Here is a 17,656-nt window from a genome sequence, read left to right as displayed (position 1 = left end):
ACTCACAATGAGGCCTTATCTGTGAGGAACTCCCATGAGCCGTCTCCGTTTGCACACCCCCGAGAGCGCCCCTGAGGCGAGCCGCCCCTATCTGCAACGCGCGCAAGCTGCCAATGGCTTCCTGCCGAATCTGGTCGCGTCGCTCGCCAACGCACCCACTGCGCTCGAAACCTATCTGACGGTGGCGGAAATCAACGGACGCAGCGGCCTTTCACTGGCCGAGCGCGAAACGGTGCAGATCACCGCTGCCGCTATCCATGGCTGCGGTTTCTGTGTGGCGGGGCATACGGCCGTTGCATTGAAGAAGGCGCAACTTGAACCGCAGCTTGTCGAATCCATTCGGGCCCAGACGCCGTTGTCCGACCCGCGCCTCGACGCGGTGGCCGTGTTCACGCGGGCGGTGATCGCCACCCGTGGCGCTGTTTCCGACGAAACGCTTGCGGCGTTCCATGCAGCCGGCTTTAGCGATGCCAATGCGCTGGAAGTGATCCTCGGCGTGAGTCTCGCCACGCTGTGCAACTTCGCCAACAATCTGGCGCAAAACGAGCTGAACCCGGAGCTCGCCGCCTATCGTTGGGCGCCGCAGGAACAACTCGCATGAAGGCGCCGACGCCGTCGTTGCGGCAACGCGCGCCGGAACTCGCGGCATGGCTCGATGAGCACGCCGAAGCGATCGATGCCCACCAGGACTTCGCCGCCCAGATCCTGCCTCAGCTCGCTCGCGCGCACCTGTTCCGGATCGGCGTGCCGGCCAGCCTGGGCGGCGACGACGGCAGCACCGTCGAAGCGATTGAAGCCATTGCGAGCGTGGCGGCGCATTCGCTCGCGAGCGCCTTCGTGTTCTGGGGACAGCGGACCTTCATCGAATATCTGCTCCATAGTCCTAACGAAGCGTTGCGCAAGCGCTGGCTGCCCTCGCTCCTGAGCGGCGAACTCGCCGGTGCGACAGGTCTTTCGAACGCGATGAAGTACCTGTCGAGTCTGGAGCCGCTGCAGATGAACGCGACGCCGCTGAACGGCGACGGGGCCGCCCGGCGATGGACCTTGAACGGCAGCCTGCCGTGGATTACGAACCTGCGCCGCGAAGGGTTTCTGGCTGCGGCCGCCTTCGATCATAGCGACGGTGCACCGCCGTCGATCTTTGCTTTGCCGCACGACACACCCGGCCTCGTGCGCAGCGACGACCTCGACCTGATCGCGCTGCGTTCGAGCAATACGGCGGCGTTGCGGCTCGACGGCGCGGTACTGGACTCGGCCTGGCAGATCACCGACGACGCGCGCGGATTTCTCGTGCGCGTGCGCCCCGCTTTTCTGGGGCTGCAATGCGGCATGTCAATCGGCCTCGCGCGCCGTGCCCTCGCCGCCATTGACGCAAGCAGCGCGGCCGCCCGCGCGGCGGTCGAAGACGAGGCCCCGGAACTGGCGAGCGAACTCGCTGTGCTGTCAAAGCGCCTGTTCGACGGTGTCGAGCACGGCACGTTCCTCGCTGCGCCGGCCGCGCTGTTCGAAGTGCGTATCGCACTCGCCGCGCTCGTGGATGCCGCCGTCCGGCTCGAAGTGCAGACAACCGGTGGACGCGGTTACTTGCGCGGTCAGAGCGGCTGCGCCCGGCGCACACGCGAAGCGGCGTTCGTACCGATTGTCACGCCCAGCATCGTGCAACTGAAAAACCAGTTGGCCCAGCATCGACAGACGAAAGCGGCATGAGTCACGCAACCGGTACGCCCGCATCGCGCGTCGAGCTACGCGAAATTGGCCTCAGCTACGCGGACCGGCATGTGCTGCACGCCGTCGACCTGAGCGTGCGGCCCGGAGAACTGGTGTCGATACTGGGGCCGAGCGGCTCCGGCAAATCCACGCTGTTGCGCATCATTGCAGGTCTGCAAAAGCCCACCAGCGGCCGAGTTCTGGTTGATGGCGAAGCGGTTGGCGGCCCCCGTCCCGATGTGGCGCTCGCCTTTCAGGATCCTTGCCTGCTGCCCTGGCTGTCTGTGGATCGGAACGTCGCGTTCGGTCTCGGCTTTGCCCGTCAGCCGCACCTGACGCGCGCCGCCCGCCGCGAACGCGTCAACGCGGCGCTCGCCGAGGTGGGCCTCGAGCATGCCCGTCACTATGCGCCGCGACAACTGTCCGGCGGCATGGCGCAGCGCGTCGCGCTGGCCCGCTGCCTCGCCCGCCAACCGCGCACGTTGCTGCTCGACGAACCCTTCGGTGCGCTCGACGAACTCACCCGTGCCGATATGCAACGCCTGCTGCTGCAAGTGGTGCGCGACACGGGGGCGGCTACCGTTCTGGTCACGCACGATATCGACGAGGCCTTGCTGGTGTCCGACCGGATTGTGGTCCTCGGCAGTCGCGGCACGCTGATCCTGCATCTCGCGGTCGACGTTGCCGCGCCGCGCGAAGCCCATGTGCCGGCGCTCGGCGCGTTGCGCATCCAGATTCTTCAGGCGCTGCACGACTCGATGTCGACAGCGCCGAACGCCTCGCCAATTTCCCCCGTCTCCAACACGCAGCCCTTCGCTCACGCATAAAGGCCAAACAGCATGTGCCAGCTTCCGATGTCTCGCCGCGAGTGGCTCAAACTCGCCTCGATGTTCACCGTTGCAGGAGCGGCGCCGCTATTGGGCGCACTCAACGCACGCGCTGCCACCGATCCCAACGCGCCGGTCCGCATCGGCTACCTGCCGATCACCGACGCGACCCCGTTGCTCGTTGCGCACAACAACGGTTATTTCGAAGCAGCCGGCCTTGCCGTGGAAGCGCCTACGTTACTGCGCAGCTGGGCGCAACTGGTGGAAGCGTTTCTGTCCGGTCAGGTCAACGTCGTGCATCTGCTCTCGCCCATGACGATCTGGGCCCGCTACGGCAGCCAGGCGCCGGCCAAGGTCGTTGCGTGGAACCATGTGAACGGGTCGGCGCTGACCGTGTCGCCTGAGATCGACAAGATTGGCGACCTCGGCGGCAAGACCGTGGCCGTACCGTTCTGGTATTCGATTCACAACGTCGTGGTGCAGGACATGTTGCGCGCACAAGGACTCGTGCCCGTGCTGAAAAAGGACGGCGATCTCAAGCCGAACGAAGTCAGGCTCACCGTGATGTCGCCATCGGACATGCCGCCCGCGCTGGCATCGAAACAGATCGCCGGCTTTATCGTGGCCGAGCCGTTCAATGCCGCGGCCGAAGGTCTCAAGATCGGCAAGGTGCTGCGCTTTACCGGCGACGTCTGGAAGAATCACGCCTGCTGCGTCGTCTTCATGCACGAGCGCGATTTGACTGAGCGGGCCGCCTGGTCGCAGAAGGTGGTCGATGCCGTAGTCAAGGCGCAGTTGTGGACGCGCGCGCATCCGCAGGAAGCGGCGCAGTTGCTGTCCAAGTCCGGCAAGAACCATTACACGCCTCATTCGGCAGAAGTACTTGGCACCGTGCTGGCGCCGTCTGCTGCGGATCAGGGCCGCTATCTGGCCGACCGCGCCATCGTCCACGCCGACTGGCACGCGAAGCGCATCGACTTCCAGCCCTACCCATATCCCGACTACACCGAGGAACTGGTGAAGCGCCTGAAAGCGACCCAGCTCGAAGGCAACGGCCAGTTTCTGGGCAAGCTGGATCCGGCGTTTGTGGCGCGCGATCTGGTCGACGACCGCTTTGTCCGTAACAGCATTGCGGCCGTCGGCGGCATGAGCGCGTTCGGTCTGCCGGAGGGCTTTGAGCGCACGGAGACGATCGTTGTCTAACGCGCCGCTGGAGACCGTGTCCGCCCCTGTCCGTATGGGCACTGTGCGCGCCGCGCGGCCCGCGTCGCGTGCGCATGGCTGGGTGCGGCGCGCGCTGTCCGGAATGGCGGGCCTCGTGGGCGTCGTCGTGATCTGGTGGCTCGCCATTACGCTGCTCGCCGACCCCAACGGTCTGGCCGCGCAGTTTTCCCCCACTCGAGCGCTGGCGACACTGCCGCCATTGGTCGTCGACGATCGCCTGTTGGTCCATATCGTCACCAGTTTGCGACGAATCGCCGTTGGCCTCGTCTGGGCGCTGCTGGTCGGTGTTCCTTTAGGATTCCTGCTGGGGCGGGTGCGCGCGCTCGACACGGCACTGTCGCCCACCCTGCAGTTTCTGCGCATGATCTCGCCGCTGTCGTGGATGCCGATAGCGGTGATGTCGCTCGGTGTCGGCGATCGTGCGGTGTATTTCCTGCTGGCGTTCGCCGCCGTATGGCCGCTCGTGATGAGCACAGCGGCCGGCGTCGCGCAGATCGACCGGCGCTGGGTGCAACTCGGCGAGAGCCTCGCAGCGACACGCGGCGAAATGCTCTGGCATGTCTACGTGCCGGGCATTGCCGCGCATGTGCTGACCGGTGTGCGACTCGCCATCGGCATTGTGTGGATCGTGCTGGTGCCGGCGGAAATGCTCGGCGTCAGTTCCGGGCTCGGCTATCTGATTCTCGATACCCGTGACCGGCTCGCCTATTCCGAGTTGACCGCGGTGATTCTCGTGATCGGCGCGCTGGGCTTTTTGCTGGACTCCATGGCACGTCTGCTTTATCGGCGCTTTGGCGCGGCGGCCCAATTGCAGGCGTCCGACGAAAGGTAAGCGCCCATCGCTGCCAGCGGCGGAAGTTTCGCCCCTCCGCCGGCATCATTGACCGTCACGTCACATCTGCCCGATCGCCCTGCCACAGACGGTTCGCATACAGTGCCGCGTCGAAATCCGCCGGCACGTCGCCGTTCATCCGCGTGACGTGAGCATCGAGATCCGCCAGAAAGAGGTCGCGGCTGATGCGCTGCACGACCGCCGGAATATCGCGTCGCATGCTCGGAACGTCGCCGACCGGTAAGCCGAAACTGACAAAACCCGCCGGGTTGTAGACGTGGATATCGCGCAGGTAAGGTGCGTCGCCGGCGCTTTTCTCCAGATATTCGAGCGCGGCGCCCAGATAGGGATGCGCCCCGAGATAGTCGTCGGTCTCATCCACGGGCGGCACATATTGGTCTCGCCACAAGCTGATATGCGAGGCAAAATCGGCTAGCTCCGGCCGCGCCGCGGGATCGATGAAGTAACCGGTCCCGGCAATGGCAAAGTCGAAGGTGAGCCGTTCCCCTGCCACGCTTGCCTCAATCGCGCCGTTAGCAATGCGCGCCTCGCTCCACTGCGCGCCGAGATGCAGATGGAAATTGGCGAAGCTCGTGGCACGCTCGACGGCATCGACCGGCGGCGTCGAACCGGAACGCCGGAAGCGCCGTGCCTGCGCCCAACGGATCGCATCGGGCAACTGAAAATAGTTGTCGTAAGCGCCGGGATAAGCACGGGTTCGCGTGATGGGCACAGACGGCAGCGTGGCGCGCCGCACGAACAGATGCACTTCGCCTGCGCCGGCCTCGAGCGCGGTTGCGGCAGCGTCGAACGCGGACGCCGCGCCGCCGAGTACCGCTACGGACTTCCCACGCAGCGCGGCGAAATCGATCTCGCTGGACGTATGCGCATGAAACGCCGCCGGCAAGTGCTTCAACACGGCGGGCACGTACGCGCCGCCATTGCCGGCGACGCCGTTGGCCAGAATCACCTTGCGGGCGGTTTCGACGACCTGCCGAACCTTCTTGCCGTCGCTCACCTCCAGGTGCACGCGAAACAGTCCATCCACAGGCTCGATGCGCGTGAGACGTGTGCCGTAACGGATAGCGATGTCGAGAAAGTGCCGGAACCACGCCAGATATTCGGCCCAGCGCGTGCGCGGAATCCGGTCGATGGTTGCGTAGGACTCACTGCCGAAACGCGCCTCGTACCATGCCTGAAAACTCAATCCCGGCAAACCGGTCTCGGGGCCAACCAAAGACTTCGGAGTACGCAGCTTGTTCATGCGCGCCCGCGTGAGCCACACGCCGGCTTTCGATTCGTCCTGCGCCGCGTCGATCACGCTGACACGTCCGATTCCCGCGCGCCGCAGCGCGAACGCAAATGCCGCGCCCGTCTGGCCAGCGCCGACAATCAGGACATTGTGATCGACACCCTCGCGATCCGGCACCCAGTTATCAGGCGCCGGACCCAGCAGCTTCAGCGTGTTGAGGGCGTCGTGATCGGGGTTCACTGCTTGCGTCATGTCTGAATTCCGCTTTCCATTGATAAGGAATGGCGAGCACTTTATCGTGCCGCTTTCTGAGGCTTAGGCCACAAACACGTCGGCGAGATTGCCGTCCAGACCATCCGCCGTGACGGTATGGTTGTGCACGCGCCGGTTATAGATCGTCACCTGCTTGAGCGTCACCAGATCGACGATCGGCAGGTCTTGCCCGACCACCTGCTGGAACTGCCTGAAATACGCCACGCGGGTGCGCGGGTCGTTCTCCACGGCAGCGGCTTCGAGCAAGCGATCGACTTCCGGATTGCTGTAGTGCGTCGCGTTCGAGAACGGCACGCCTTTCCTGAAGTTCTTCGACCAATACAGGCGCTGTACGCCGACAGTGGGATCGAAGGTATTGCCGAGGAAGTTCGCGTCCAGATCGAAATCGCGGTCGGTGTAGATACGCTTGACGTAGGCCCCGAAGTCCTGCGAACGCACCGTCGCCTCGATGCCCACGCCGCGCAGCGTCTGCCGCAGATAGTCGGCCAGCCGCGCGAAGGTCGGATCGTACGGGTTGTAGTCGACGTTCAGCGCGAAGCGATAACCGTTCGACTGGCGCGGCAGGCCGGCCTCGTCGAGCAGTTGGTTCGCCTTGGCGGGATCGTGCGGCCAGGTGGGCGCATGCGGATCGTAGAACTGCGTCAGCAATGGACTGATCGGCGAAGGCGCGACAATTCCATAGCCGTACCAGACGGCCCGCAGGATCGCCTCGCGGTCGATCGTATGGGCGATCGCCTGACGCACCTTCGGGTTGGCGAGATAGCGGTTGTCGAGGTTGAACTGCAACTGGGTCTGGGCAGCATCGTAACTATAGCCGCGCGATTCCAGCGCCAGATGCGGCAGCGCCTGCAACCGCTGGATGTCGAGCAACGGCACCGGGTTTTCGCCGGCCAGGTCGAGTTCGCCGGTTTCCAGCGCCACGGCACGGGCCGCCGGATCGCCGATAAAGCGCAGGACCAGTTCGTCGATATAGGGCTTGGGGGCATCCCAGTAGTCGGGGTTACGCACGAGCACGACGTGGCTGCCGCGCTCCCAGCTCTTGAAGCGGAACGGCCCGGTGCCGATCGGCGCGATGTTATGCGGGTTGTTGAGCGGATCGCCGCTGTCGTAGAGATGCGCCGGGACGATCGGCGACTCGGACGCTGCGAGCGCGTAGATCAGATACGGCGCAGGCCTGGATAATTGCAGCAGCGCGGTGTGCGGATCGGGCGTGCGAACTTCGACGACGTTGGCGAACGTAGAACGGCCGCGCGAATGGTATTGCTTGAGCAGACCAATCGACGTCGCAACGTCCTTCGAGGTGAACGGCTGGCCATCGTGCCAGCGCACCCCTTGGCGCAGTTTGAAGGTGTACTGCAAGCCGTCGGCGCTGATCGTCCAGGCGGTGGCCAGTTGCGGCTGCGGCCGCACGTTAAAGTCGTAGCTCAGTAGCCCCTCGGTTACCTTGGGACTCGCCTTTTGCTCCGCGCCGGCCGTGGTCGCGAAGTTGATCAGCACGTTCGGTTCGGGATTCACCAGCAAGGTCAAGCGGCCGCCGCGGCGCGGTGCGATGGCCGTTGTTTCTGCAGCGGCGTGGGCGAGCGAGGCGAACGGCCCGAACGCCACGCCTGCGGCGCTGCCGGCGAGGCCGAGCAACGCCGCGCGACGGCCGGAATGAAACGGGTGGCGATGCGGCATGCTGGCTCCTTACGAAGGAGAGCGCGAACCAACGTGGCGCGCTCTACGATATCTGCCGGACGCTGCACGATAGCAAGCGTTGCACGCTCATTTGAACGATTAAATTCAGGATTGCATATGTAATTGGTCGGGTGAGATACGTGCCTTCCTGAGCCGGTGCGTATCCGCCAATTTCGACGCTATAGCAGCGCGGTGCCACGTAGGAATGCGGCTCAATTGAATAGCAGAATTCCTTCTTTGGAGTTGATGGTTATTGCGTGCTTAACTATTAAGCTCTCCCGTCATTTCGCCGCGCCGCACTCCGGTTATGCCGCGAGCCGCTATGGATACCTACTGTGACCCATTCGACGCCCGTTGAGCAAACGCTTGATCCTTCGATAACTGTCCCGGTTTCCACAGACGCTTCGCCTGCGCGTTTTGTCCCGGTGCCCTCGCCTGCCGGCTTCGCCGACAGTCCCGTGTCGCGCGTACTCGCGCAACCGCTGATGCTGGGCCTGTTTCTGCCGATCCAGGCGGGCGGCTGGAGCGCCTCCACCTTGCCGCGCAGCACGGACTGGTCGTTCGACTACAACGCCGCGCTGGTGCAACGGGCCGAGCACTTCGGCTTCGATCTGGTGTTTGCGCTGTCGCAATGGCTGCCCAAAGGCGGCTATGGCGGCGTATTCAATGGAGAAGCACTGGATTCGTTCATGTCGCTGGCGGCGATGACCGCGCTCACGAAACGGATCATTCTGGTGGCGACCAGTCACGTCCTCTATGGTCCATGGCATCCGCTTCATTTTGCGAAATTCACCGCTACGCTCGATCACATCTCGCAGGGACGGTGGGGGATCAATGTCGTGACCGGCCATCGCGCGGTCGAACATGAGATGTTCGGCTGGCAACGCATCGAACACGACAAACGCTATGAACTGGCCGCCGAGTTTCTCGACGCCGTTCAGCAACTATGGGCACAGCCCGACAACTTTACGTTTGCGCCGGCGTTGTCGAACTGGAGTCTGAACGGCGCCTTCGTGACGCCCAAGCCGCGCTTTGGACGCCCGTTGCTTGTCAACGCAACGGGTTCGGACGCGGGCATCGATTTCGCCGCGCGTTACTCGGACATTGTCTTCATCACCAGCCCGAACGGCTCCGAGATCGAAGCGGCGCTACAGGCGTTGCCTGCCCACACGGCGCGCGTGAAGGCCGAGGCTGCCGCCAAAGGACGCGCGATCCGCACGCTCATCAACCCCATGGTGATCTGCCGCGAAACCGCCGCCGAGGCGCATGCCTATCACGACGCCATCGTCGCACACGGCGATGAAGGCAGCTTCCACCGCTTCGACAGCGACGCTCATGCCTGGCGCGGTGGCAGCGCCCAACGCACCCAGGCGGCGGCTCGCGCCGTGGGCGGCAACATTACCATCGTGGGCTCGCCGGAACAGATTGCCGAATACATCGTCCGCCTGCACCAGGCAGGCGTCGACGGGGTTCAGCTCAGTTTCTTCGACTTTCAGCCGGACCTGGAATTCTTTGGCCAACGGGTTCTGCCGTTGCTGCGCGAGGCAGGCCTGCGGCATTAATACCGGACGGTATGGATGCGAGTTTTGCGGATGTGTGGCTGCACCACTAAGCATTCCCAAGGGTTTCGCATCGGCCCTCGGGTCTCAAACCTGACCGATACCGCCATCGGCCATCAGGTCCGCACCCGTCACGTACGAACTCTGGTCTGACGCGAGGAAAAGCGCCGCGCTGGCGATCTCCTCGGCCTGCGCGAGCCGACCAAGCGGGACCATGCTCTGGTACATGTTCACCAGATCCTCGCGGGTCGCCGACTGCGAGTCGAGAATCGGCGTGTCGGTAACTCCGGGGCTCAGCATGTTGACGCGAATGCCGCGATCCTTGAACTCCGCGGCCCAGGTGCGGGCATAGGAACGCAACGCCGCCTTGGTCGCCGCGTAGGCGGTGTGGCCAGGAATACCCATGACATGCATGGCCGACGACACCAGCACGATCGAACCGCTCCCTGTCATCAGCGGCAGCAACTTCTGCACGAGAAAGACGGGGCCGCGAGCCATGAGGTTGAACGCCTTGTCGAAATGCTCGGGCGTGAGGGTGTCGATGGAAGCCTGCTCCGTAAAGCCCGCGTTCGACACGACGATGTCGACAGCGCCCTTTTCTTCCCTCACCACCGCAGCGACACGGTCGAGGTCATCCAGGTTCGCGGCGTCAGCCTGAATCGCTGTGACGTTGCGTCCGATCAGTCCGGCGGCCTCATCAAGCTGCGCTTTCCGGCGGCCGAAGATAAACACGTGAGCACCTTCAGCGACGAAGCGCTGGGCGACCGCCAAACCGATACCGCTTGTTGCGCCGCTAATGACGGCAATCTTGCCTGCGAGAGTGGACATTGTGACCTGCTGCCTGTTCGTGAATGACAGGTTCATGGTAATTGCGGTCGCCGGCGCTGATAATCCGCGAATTGCCCATAAGATCTATGCTAGAAAAGAATGGATCAAACAGCCGCCCCTCGTGAGGATTGCAATGGACCGGTTTCATGAATTGAATGCCTTCATCGCCGTCGTTGAAGCGGGTGGTTTTTCCGCCGCGGCGCGTCGAACCGGCGACACACAGTCCGCCGTCAGCAAGGCCGTTGGTGCACTGGAAAGGCGCCTCGGCGTGATGCTCTTCAACCGCAGCACGCGCAGCGTGACGCTGACCGACCAGGGCCAGCGGTACTATGACCGGACGAAGCCGCTGGTTGAGGAGATGGACGATGCCGACAGCGAGCTGACCAGCAGCACGCAGAATGCCTCCGGTCTGATCAGGATCGCCGTCGCCTCGACTTTCGGGCGCCTGCACATTCTTCCGCTCATACCCGAGCTGTTGTCGCTCAATCCCGGTCTTCAGGTGGACCTTGTTCTTTCTGACTTCGTGCGGGATATGGTCGACGACCGGATCGATCTGGCGATCCGCGTGGGCCCTGTCGACGAACCTGACGCGATCGTCAGGCGCGTGGCCAGCACGCCTCTCGTATGCGTCGGATCGCGCCGCTACTTCGAGCAATACGGCATACCGAAGACGCCCGCCGAGCTCGTCGATCACAATTGCCTCTTATATGGCGGCCTGGTGGAGTCGGTGAACTGGCCGTTCGTCGGGCCGGACGGTCCATTCAGCGTGTCCGTGCACGGCAATCTCTCGTCCAACAGTGTCGAAACAATCCGCGCGGGTGTGCTGGCCGGGGTTGGCATCGGCCTGTTTGCCAAGGTCTCTCTTGCCGATGAACTCCAGCATCCGGACGTGATCACGGTCCTCGACGAATTCATCAGCGAGGTGAGAGACGTCAGCCTCATCTGGCCTAAACGTCGCTTTGTACCGGCCCGCGTGCGCTGCGCGACCGAGTTTTTTGCCAAGGCGCTGCCACAGCGGGTTTAGGAGCACGGAATCCATTTGCCGCAAGGGCCGGCGCAACCCATCGTGGTCGCTTCAGCGCGGGCCGGGTCGCCGTGCACGTGATCTCCGGCGGTGACGATACCGAACAACAGCGCCATGGCGACTACCTGAGCCAGACCGTCCAGCATCCCGCCCATGCATGACATTTAGCGGCGCGCGGACTCAGAACACCGCGTCCGCCTCCGCAAGCGCGGTAGCCGCCACCCCGCTCCCACGCACCGCAGACACGAGCAAGCGCGTATACGGATGAACCGGACTGCCAAACACCTGCTCCGGTTCGCCCTGCTCGATCAGTCGTCCTTCCTTGAACACCAGCACCCGGTCGCTGATGTGCTGAACCACATCCAGATCGTGCGAGATAAAGAGCAGCGCAGTGCCGAGCTTGGCCTGCAATTCGCCGAGCAGGTCGAGCACTTGCGCCTGGACATACACGTCGAGTGCCGACACCGGTTCGTCGCACACGATCAGTGCCGGTTCCGGCGCGAGCGCCCGGGCAATCGCGATCCGCTGACGCTGCCCACCCGATAGCGACGGTGGACGCCGGTCCAGAAACGCCGCCGAAAGGCCGACCTGCTCGAGCAACGCCACGGCGCGTGCTGTCGTCTGCGGCTTCGACAAGCCCTGCGCGAACAGGCTCTCTTCAAGCAGGCGCCGTACGGTGTAGCGTGGATCGAATGCGCTGAGCGGATCCTGCGGGATGTATTGCAAGCGGGTTCGCAGTGCCGTGCGATCGCGCTCGCGTATCGCGTGGCCGTTCCACTTCGCGCCAAGCAGGCGCACTTCACCCGCATCGGGTTCCAGCAGACCCAGCACGATGCTCGCGCACGTACTCTTGCCGGAACCGGACTCGCCGACGATCCCGACCACCTCGCCTGCACCGACCGTGAACGATACGTCTTCGAGCGCGGTAAAACGTTCTTTGGAATCCGCACCGGGGCGGCGATAACGCTTGCCGATGCCCTGCACCTCCAGCACCGTTCGGCTCGTGTCGCGATGACGAACAGGCAGCGGCTCACGCAGGATAGAGACCGCGCCGGCGGTCGTCGTCGCGGCCTGCTCAGTCCCGGACGCCGGCGCTTCATCCGTACTCCCGACAAAGCGCGCCGAGCCGAGCCGATACCCTTTCGAACTCGCAGATGGCCGCGCGGCCAGCAGTTGCTTCGTATACGGATGACGCGGGTGCGTCAGCACTTCGTCATGGGTACCCGCGTCGACCACAACTCCGTCATGCATCACCAGCACGCGATCGGCGATTCCCGCCACCACCGACAGGTCATGACTGATCAGCAGCACGCCGACGCCCTGCTTCAAGCGCTCCTTGAGCACGGCCAGCACCTGCACCTGGACGGTGACATCGAGCGCCGTGGTGGGCTCATCCGCAACGATCAACGCAGGCTGACCCGCCACCGCCGCTGCAATCAACGCGCGCTGCCGCAAGCCGCCGGACAGCTCGTGCGCATGCTGCCGCGCTCGCTGCGCCGGCTCGGGGATGCCGACGTCCGCCATCACCTGCTGCACCCGCGCGGCGATCGCTTTGCGCGTGCGCAGCAAGCGGTGATGCGCCAGTACCTCGCCGACTTCCGCGCCGATCGTCCGCAACGGGTCGAGCGACACCAGCGCATCCTGCATCACGAGCCCTGCAAACGTGCCGCGCAAGGCTCTCCAGTCGCGCTCGCCGAACGTCAAGGCATCGCGGCCGTCGATGCGAAAGCGTGCCGCGTGCACGAGCGCGTCGTGGCCCGCCAACCCGAGCAGGCTGCGCGCGGTCAGGCTCTTGCCCGAACCCGACTCGCCGACCAGCGCAACGCATTCGCCCGCGTGAATGGTCAGGTCCAGGTCTCGCACGAGCGGCGCGCCGCCGTTGGCATGGCGAAAGCCGATACTCAGACCCGCAATGTCGATCAAGGCAGCCGCCGTCATCGCGCCCGTCCTTCGAAGTTACGTTGCAGAAATTTCCCGAGGACCGAGAATGCGATCACCGTCATTGTGATCGCGAGCCCCGGAAACACGCTCGGCCACCAGGCGACGCGCAGCACGTCGCGGCTTTCCGCCAGCATGACACCCCACTCCGGTGTCGGCGGCTGCGGACCGAGGCCGAGAAAGCTCAGGCCCGATACCGCGATGATGGCCGCGCCGATATCGATGGTCGCAATCACCGGCACCGCGCTCAACACGTTCGGCAGCAGATGCCTGAAAAACACCCGCCGCCGGCTGAATCCATACGTCACGGCATGCGTCACATAATCGACGCGCCGCACCTGTTGCGTGCGGCTGCGGACCACGCGTCCGAACTTCGGAATGCCGGCAATGCCCACAGCAATGGCAATATTGACGATCCCTTGCCCGAGGAAGGTCACCACGAACAGCGACAGCAGAATGGACGGAAACGCGGACAGCACGTCGAACGCACGCGAAGCCGGCTCGTCGACCCAGCGGTTGCCGAGCCCGGCCGCAATCCCGAAGACGAGGCCGATTGCCAGACTCACGATCATGCTGGCGAGCCCAATCAGCAGCGAATAACGCGCGCCGTAGATCACTCGTGCAAACACATCGCGGCCGATGCGATCGGTGCCGAACCAGTGTGCCGCATCTGGCGGTTGGAGACTCTGCGTGACCACGCTCACGAGCGGATCGTAGTGCGTGACCCACTGCGGCAGCACGAGCGCAAACGCCAGCAGCCCGAGAAACACCACTGCGGCAATCACGCCAGGCGGCCAGAATATGCGCCGGCGGCGAGCGGCCTGCACCGTCGCGCCCGCTTGCGTATCGCGGCCGAGCACCCGTTCGTGCTGGGCGGATTGGGATGCACTCATCGGGTATTCAGCCTTGGGTCGATAAACAGGTAGGCGACATCGAGCAGCGTCGAAATCGCCACGTGGATGAAGGCGGCCAGCAGCACAACCGCCAGCACCACCGGCAGATCCTGCGACATCACCGCGTTTAAGGTCACCGTGCCGATGCCGGGCCGCCCGAACATTTTCTCGGTGATTACGGCGCCGCCGAGCAGGCTGCCGATCAGCCAGCCGCCGAGCGTCACGACCGGCAGCAACGCGTGCCGCAAGACATGCCGCACGCGCAGCGCGAATTCGCCCAGCCCACGCGCGCGGACGGTCGTGACGAACGGCTGGTCGAGCGCCTGTTCGAGCGCCTCGCGCATCACTTGCGACAGCACGCCGGCCGTCGGCAGCGCGAGCGTGACCGCCGGCAATACGAGCGAACGCCAGCCCGCCGCGCCCGACACCGGAAAGAGCCGCCACTGGAACGAGAGCAGGATCAGCAACAACATTCCTAGCCAGAACACCGGCGTCGACGTGAAAGCGAGTTCCAGCACCGAGGCGATACGGATGCGCCACGCCCCCCGGCCGGCGGTCAGCGTCGCCACCGTGATCGCCACCGCGAAAGCCAGCGCGCCGGCCGCCACCGCAAGCTGGACAGTCGGCCACACCTGGCTGCCCAGGACCTCCGTGACGGGTTGCTGCATCACATACGACGTCCCCAGGTCGCCGTGCAGCAGGCGCACAAGAAAGTGACCGTACTGCCAGCCGAGGCTGCGGTTGAGTCCCCACTGCGCGCTGATCGCTTCGCGCAGTCCCGGATACGACAGGTCGCCGGCCAGCACGTCTTCGATACGGCCCGGCAACGCGTGGATCGCGGCAAACGTGGCACTGGCGGCAAGCCATAACACCAGCAGGCTCGTGAGCAAGCGCACGACGATTCTCTTCAGCATGGCCTCTCCGTTAAGCGCATTCGCATGCCAGCTTTAGCCGGCCGTATGCGCGACCCACAGGTCGTACGAACTGGTCGGCGAGTCGAGTTCAGGCTCGAAGCCGATGCCATGCACCGTGCTCTTCGCCGCGAGGTGATACGCCGGCGCGAACAGCGGCACGATGAACGCCTGATCCACCGCGCGTTGCTGGATCTTCGCGAGCAACGCGCGGCGCTGCGGGCCGACCGGCAACAGGCGCGCCTGATTGATCTCCGTGACGATGGTGCGGTCCGGGTTCGGGATCGCGTTGTAGAGGAAGCCCTTGTCGCCGAGCATGTCCCACAGTTCCATCGCAACGTCCGACGGGTTGTCGGTGTTCGGATAGATGCTCCAGATACCGGTGGCCTTTTCGTTCGCGAAGTCACCCGCCGTATTGATGTGCAGCCGCAGATCGAGCCCGATGTTCTGGCGCAGTTCCGACTGCATGGCGCGAATCAGCACGTCGCGGCTGTCGCGCACATAAGGCTGCGGATAGCCCACTTCGATGGACAGACGCTTGCCGTTACGGGTGCGAAAGCCGTCCGCATCGCGTTGGGTCCAGCCCGCTTCGTCGAGCAGTTTGTTGGCTTCGGCGACGCGATTGCCCCACGTGCCCTTCAGGCTCGCGTTGTAGTCCGCGTTGTCCGGACCGATGTCCGACCACGCGCGCTGCACCGTGCCCAGATAAACACTCTTGACGATCGCGTCGAGATCGAAGCCGTCGCGCAGCGCGCGCCGCACGCGCACGTCGTCGGCGGGTGCGGCCGTGTAGTTGACGTTCAGCGTGAACGATGTAGCTGCGGAGGGCCCGGTCAGATACTGGAAGCCTTCCGCCTTGTCGAATACGGTGATGTCGGTGGGTTGGACGCCTTCGATCAGGTCGACCTGGCCGGAACTCAGCGCCCCTGTGCGCACGGACGCTTCAGGCAGGAAACGATAGGTCACCTGATCGAGATACGCCGCGCCCTGATGCTGCGCGTAGCCCGGTGCCCAGTTGTAGTGCGGATTGCGCACGAAGGTCGCGGATTGGCCGCGCTGGTAACGCTGGAACACGAACGGGCCGGTGCCCACCAGACCCGGTCCGCCTGCGCACAGATCGGTGTTCGAGGCCAGGGACTGTGGCGAGAGAAAGCCGAGCTTCACGCTCGAGAGCGATTCGAGCGTGGTCGAGTCCGGTTGTTTCAACACGATCGTCACCACAGTCGGCGAGACCACCTCGGTGTGGTCGTACTGGACCAGCAGCGATGCCGAAGCCGACGTGGTACTCGCGTTCTTGATGATGTAGTCGAAGTTCGCCTTGACCGCCCGCGCGTTGAACGGCGTGCCGTCAGTGAAGGTGACGTCGTCGCGCAGCGTGAAGGTGTAGCGCTTGCCGTCGTCCGAGACTTGCCACGACTTCGCGAGCCACGGGCCATAGTTGCCGTCGGCTTTCTTCGCGATCAACGAGTCGACGAAGTTGCGAATCAGGAAAAATGCGTTCTGTTGCGAAGCTCGATGCGGATCGAAACACACTGGCTCGGTCGTGACGCCCCAGGTGAGCGAGCCGCCCGAGACGGGATGCGAGGCGGCCTGTTGTTCAGTGTTCGCTGCGCTTTTCTCGCAGCCGGATAGCGCCAGCGTCGCCACCACGGCGACGGCCGCGGTAGCCATGGCGAGCAACGGGGAAAATCGTGGGTTCATCGACTGCGAGTCCTGTACTGGGTGAGCGCAAGGGAGTGGAAAATTTCCGAGGCGGCTGTCGCCTCAAGTCTTCGCCAGATAATCCGTGACGGTGATCTTCTGCGGCAGCACGTTGCGCGCCGACAGCCAGTCCGCTGCGGTCTGGAAGCTCTTCAGGAAGGCCGCGTCATCGACACCGTGCATCGTGTACGTGCGTTTCATCGCCGCCAGCGTGTCGCGGACCTCGATGCTGTAGCCGCCCTTCTGCTGGGCGATTGCTTCGGTTTCCTGCGGATGTTCGGAGGCCCATTGCGCCTCGGCCGCATACGCTGCGTTGACGGCCTTGACCAGCGCGGCGTTGTCTTCGGCGAATTGACGTCGGGTCACATAGGAGTTGAAGTCGATCTGGAAGTCGAGGTCACGCCCTTCGAGAAACACGTTATGCGCCTTGTACTGATCGCGCGCAATGTCGACGCCGGGACTCCACATCGACCACGCGTCGATCTTGCCCTGCCCGAAGGCCGGCGCCGCGTCAGGCGGATTCAGGTAGACGATATTGACCGCGTGACGATCGACATGATGTTTTTCCAGCGCGGCCAGCAGCAGGAATTCGCCGAGCCCCGAACGGTTTACCGCCACCGTTTTACCCACCAGATCTTCGACCCGATCGATGCCCGAACCGTCCTTGGCAATCACCGCCGTGGTGCGCGGATCGACCACGCAAAACTGCGTGAATACCAGCGGCGAACCGGCGATCATCGCCGCCAGCGCAGGTGTGGTGCTGCCGCCGAAGCCGAAGTCGGCGCTATTCCCAGTGACCGCCTGCAGCGACGGCGCATGGTTCGGGAACGGGCCGACCCATTCCACCTTGATATTGTCCTTCGCCAGCAGCTTCGCAAATTCGCCGCGCTCTTTGGCGAGCTGAGGCAGACCTCCCAGGCCCCAACCGAGGCGCACGGTATCGGTGCTGCGACGCGCGCAGGCGCCGAGCCCGGTGGCGAGCGTCGCGGCTGCCAGTGTGGTTTGCATGA

Annotated in this window: 15 protein-coding genes; 7 read left to right on the top strand and 8 right to left on the bottom strand. The window is 64.2% G+C overall.

Translation table 11 applies throughout. The features are described 5' to 3' along the window. The first annotated feature begins 34 nt into the window (after positions 1 to 34). Genes BUS12_RS08805 through BUS12_RS08785 form a run of 5 tightly spaced genes read left to right on the top strand, consistent with a single transcriptional unit; the run spans position 35 to position 4,590 of the window. Entirely contained in the window at positions 35 to 601 is a 567-nt protein-coding gene (locus tag BUS12_RS08805; protein ID WP_074295336.1) for a carboxymuconolactone decarboxylase family protein, read from the top strand. After that, the gene (locus tag BUS12_RS08800) at positions 598 to 1,707 is read left to right on the top strand and encodes an acyl-CoA dehydrogenase family protein (RefSeq protein ID WP_074295335.1); all 1,110 of its coding nucleotides are present in this window, start codon (positions 598 to 600) and stop codon (positions 1,705 to 1,707) included. Before BUS12_RS08805 ends, BUS12_RS08800 begins: the two co-directional genes overlap by 4 nt. Then, positions 1,704 to 2,534 (top strand): ABC transporter ATP-binding protein, encoded by an 831-nt coding sequence (locus BUS12_RS08795; protein WP_074295334.1) that lies wholly within the window; start codon positions 1,704 to 1,706, stop codon positions 2,532 to 2,534. The genes BUS12_RS08800 and BUS12_RS08795 overlap by 4 nt, the downstream gene beginning before the upstream one ends. A 12-nt stretch (positions 2,535 to 2,546) precedes the next feature. Further along, complete coding sequence (locus tag BUS12_RS08790; protein ID WP_074295333.1) at positions 2,547 to 3,737, top strand: ABC transporter substrate-binding protein; 1,191 nt, start codon at positions 2,547 to 2,549, stop codon at positions 3,735 to 3,737. 34 nt (positions 3,738 to 3,771) lie between these two features. After that, on the top strand, positions 3,772 to 4,590 hold the full coding sequence (locus BUS12_RS08785) for an ABC transporter permease (RefSeq protein ID WP_074295332.1): 819 nt from the start codon (positions 3,772 to 3,774) through the stop codon (positions 4,588 to 4,590). A gap of 55 nt (positions 4,591 to 4,645) precedes the next feature. On the opposite strand, the gene BUS12_RS08780 is transcribed toward BUS12_RS08785, so the two are convergent. Continuing rightward, the gene (locus tag BUS12_RS08780; protein ID WP_074295331.1) at positions 4,646 to 6,094 is read right to left on the bottom strand and encodes a SidA/IucD/PvdA family monooxygenase; all 1,449 of its coding nucleotides are present in this window, start codon (positions 6,092 to 6,094) and stop codon (positions 4,646 to 4,648) included. A gap of 63 nt (positions 6,095 to 6,157) precedes the next feature. Next, a complete protein-coding gene (locus BUS12_RS08775; protein ID WP_083640305.1) occupies positions 6,158 to 7,792 on the bottom strand; it encodes an ABC transporter substrate-binding protein in 1,635 nt (544 codons plus the stop codon). Between the two features lie 377 nt (positions 7,793 to 8,169). Between BUS12_RS08775 and BUS12_RS08770 the strand changes: the two genes are divergently transcribed. Further along, on the top strand, positions 8,170 to 9,354 hold the full coding sequence (locus BUS12_RS08770; protein WP_074297290.1) for an LLM class flavin-dependent oxidoreductase: 1,185 nt from the start codon (positions 8,170 to 8,172) through the stop codon (positions 9,352 to 9,354). Positions 9,355 to 9,438: 84 nt separating this feature from the next. Here BUS12_RS08770 and BUS12_RS08765 read toward each other — a convergent pair whose 3' ends face one another. Then, a complete protein-coding gene (locus BUS12_RS08765; RefSeq protein ID WP_074295330.1) occupies positions 9,439 to 10,179 on the bottom strand; it encodes an SDR family NAD(P)-dependent oxidoreductase in 741 nt (246 codons plus the stop codon). 133 nt (positions 10,180 to 10,312) lie between these two features. Between BUS12_RS08765 and BUS12_RS08760 the strand changes: the two genes are divergently transcribed. Next, a complete protein-coding gene (locus tag BUS12_RS08760; protein WP_074295329.1) occupies positions 10,313 to 11,203 on the top strand; it encodes a LysR family transcriptional regulator in 891 nt (296 codons plus the stop codon). 180 nt (positions 11,204 to 11,383) lie between these two features. Here BUS12_RS08760 and nikE read toward each other — a convergent pair whose 3' ends face one another. The 5 genes from nikE to BUS12_RS08735 form a co-directional block, all read right to left on the bottom strand. Then, complete coding sequence (nikE, locus tag BUS12_RS08755) at positions 11,384 to 13,141, bottom strand: nickel ABC transporter ATP-binding protein NikE (protein WP_074295328.1); 1,758 nt, start codon at positions 13,139 to 13,141, stop codon at positions 11,384 to 11,386. After that, positions 13,138 to 14,034, bottom strand: coding sequence for an ABC transporter permease (locus BUS12_RS08750; RefSeq protein WP_083640303.1), 897 nt, complete (start codon positions 14,032 to 14,034; stop codon positions 13,138 to 13,140). The genes nikE and BUS12_RS08750 overlap by 4 nt, the downstream gene beginning before the upstream one ends. After that, entirely contained in the window at positions 14,031 to 14,948 is a 918-nt protein-coding gene (locus BUS12_RS08745) for an ABC transporter permease (RefSeq protein ID WP_074295327.1), read from the bottom strand. The genes BUS12_RS08750 and BUS12_RS08745 overlap by 4 nt, the downstream gene beginning before the upstream one ends. A gap of 33 nt (positions 14,949 to 14,981) precedes the next feature. Then, entirely contained in the window at positions 14,982 to 16,646 is a 1,665-nt protein-coding gene (locus BUS12_RS08740) for an ABC transporter substrate-binding protein (RefSeq protein ID WP_074295326.1), read from the bottom strand. Positions 16,647 to 16,709: 63 nt separating this feature from the next. Further along, positions 16,710 to 17,654, bottom strand: coding sequence for an NrtA/SsuA/CpmA family ABC transporter substrate-binding protein (locus BUS12_RS08735; RefSeq protein WP_253190039.1), 945 nt, complete (start codon positions 17,652 to 17,654; stop codon positions 16,710 to 16,712). Positions 17,655 to 17,656: the final 2 nt, after the last annotated feature.

This window comes from Paraburkholderia phenazinium (genome assembly GCF_900142845.1).
Classification (GTDB): domain Bacteria; phylum Pseudomonadota; class Gammaproteobacteria; order Burkholderiales; family Burkholderiaceae; genus Paraburkholderia; species Paraburkholderia phenazinium_A.
The sequence above is the reverse complement of the archived record's forward strand: the minus strand, read 5'-3'. Positions and strand labels throughout refer to the sequence as shown.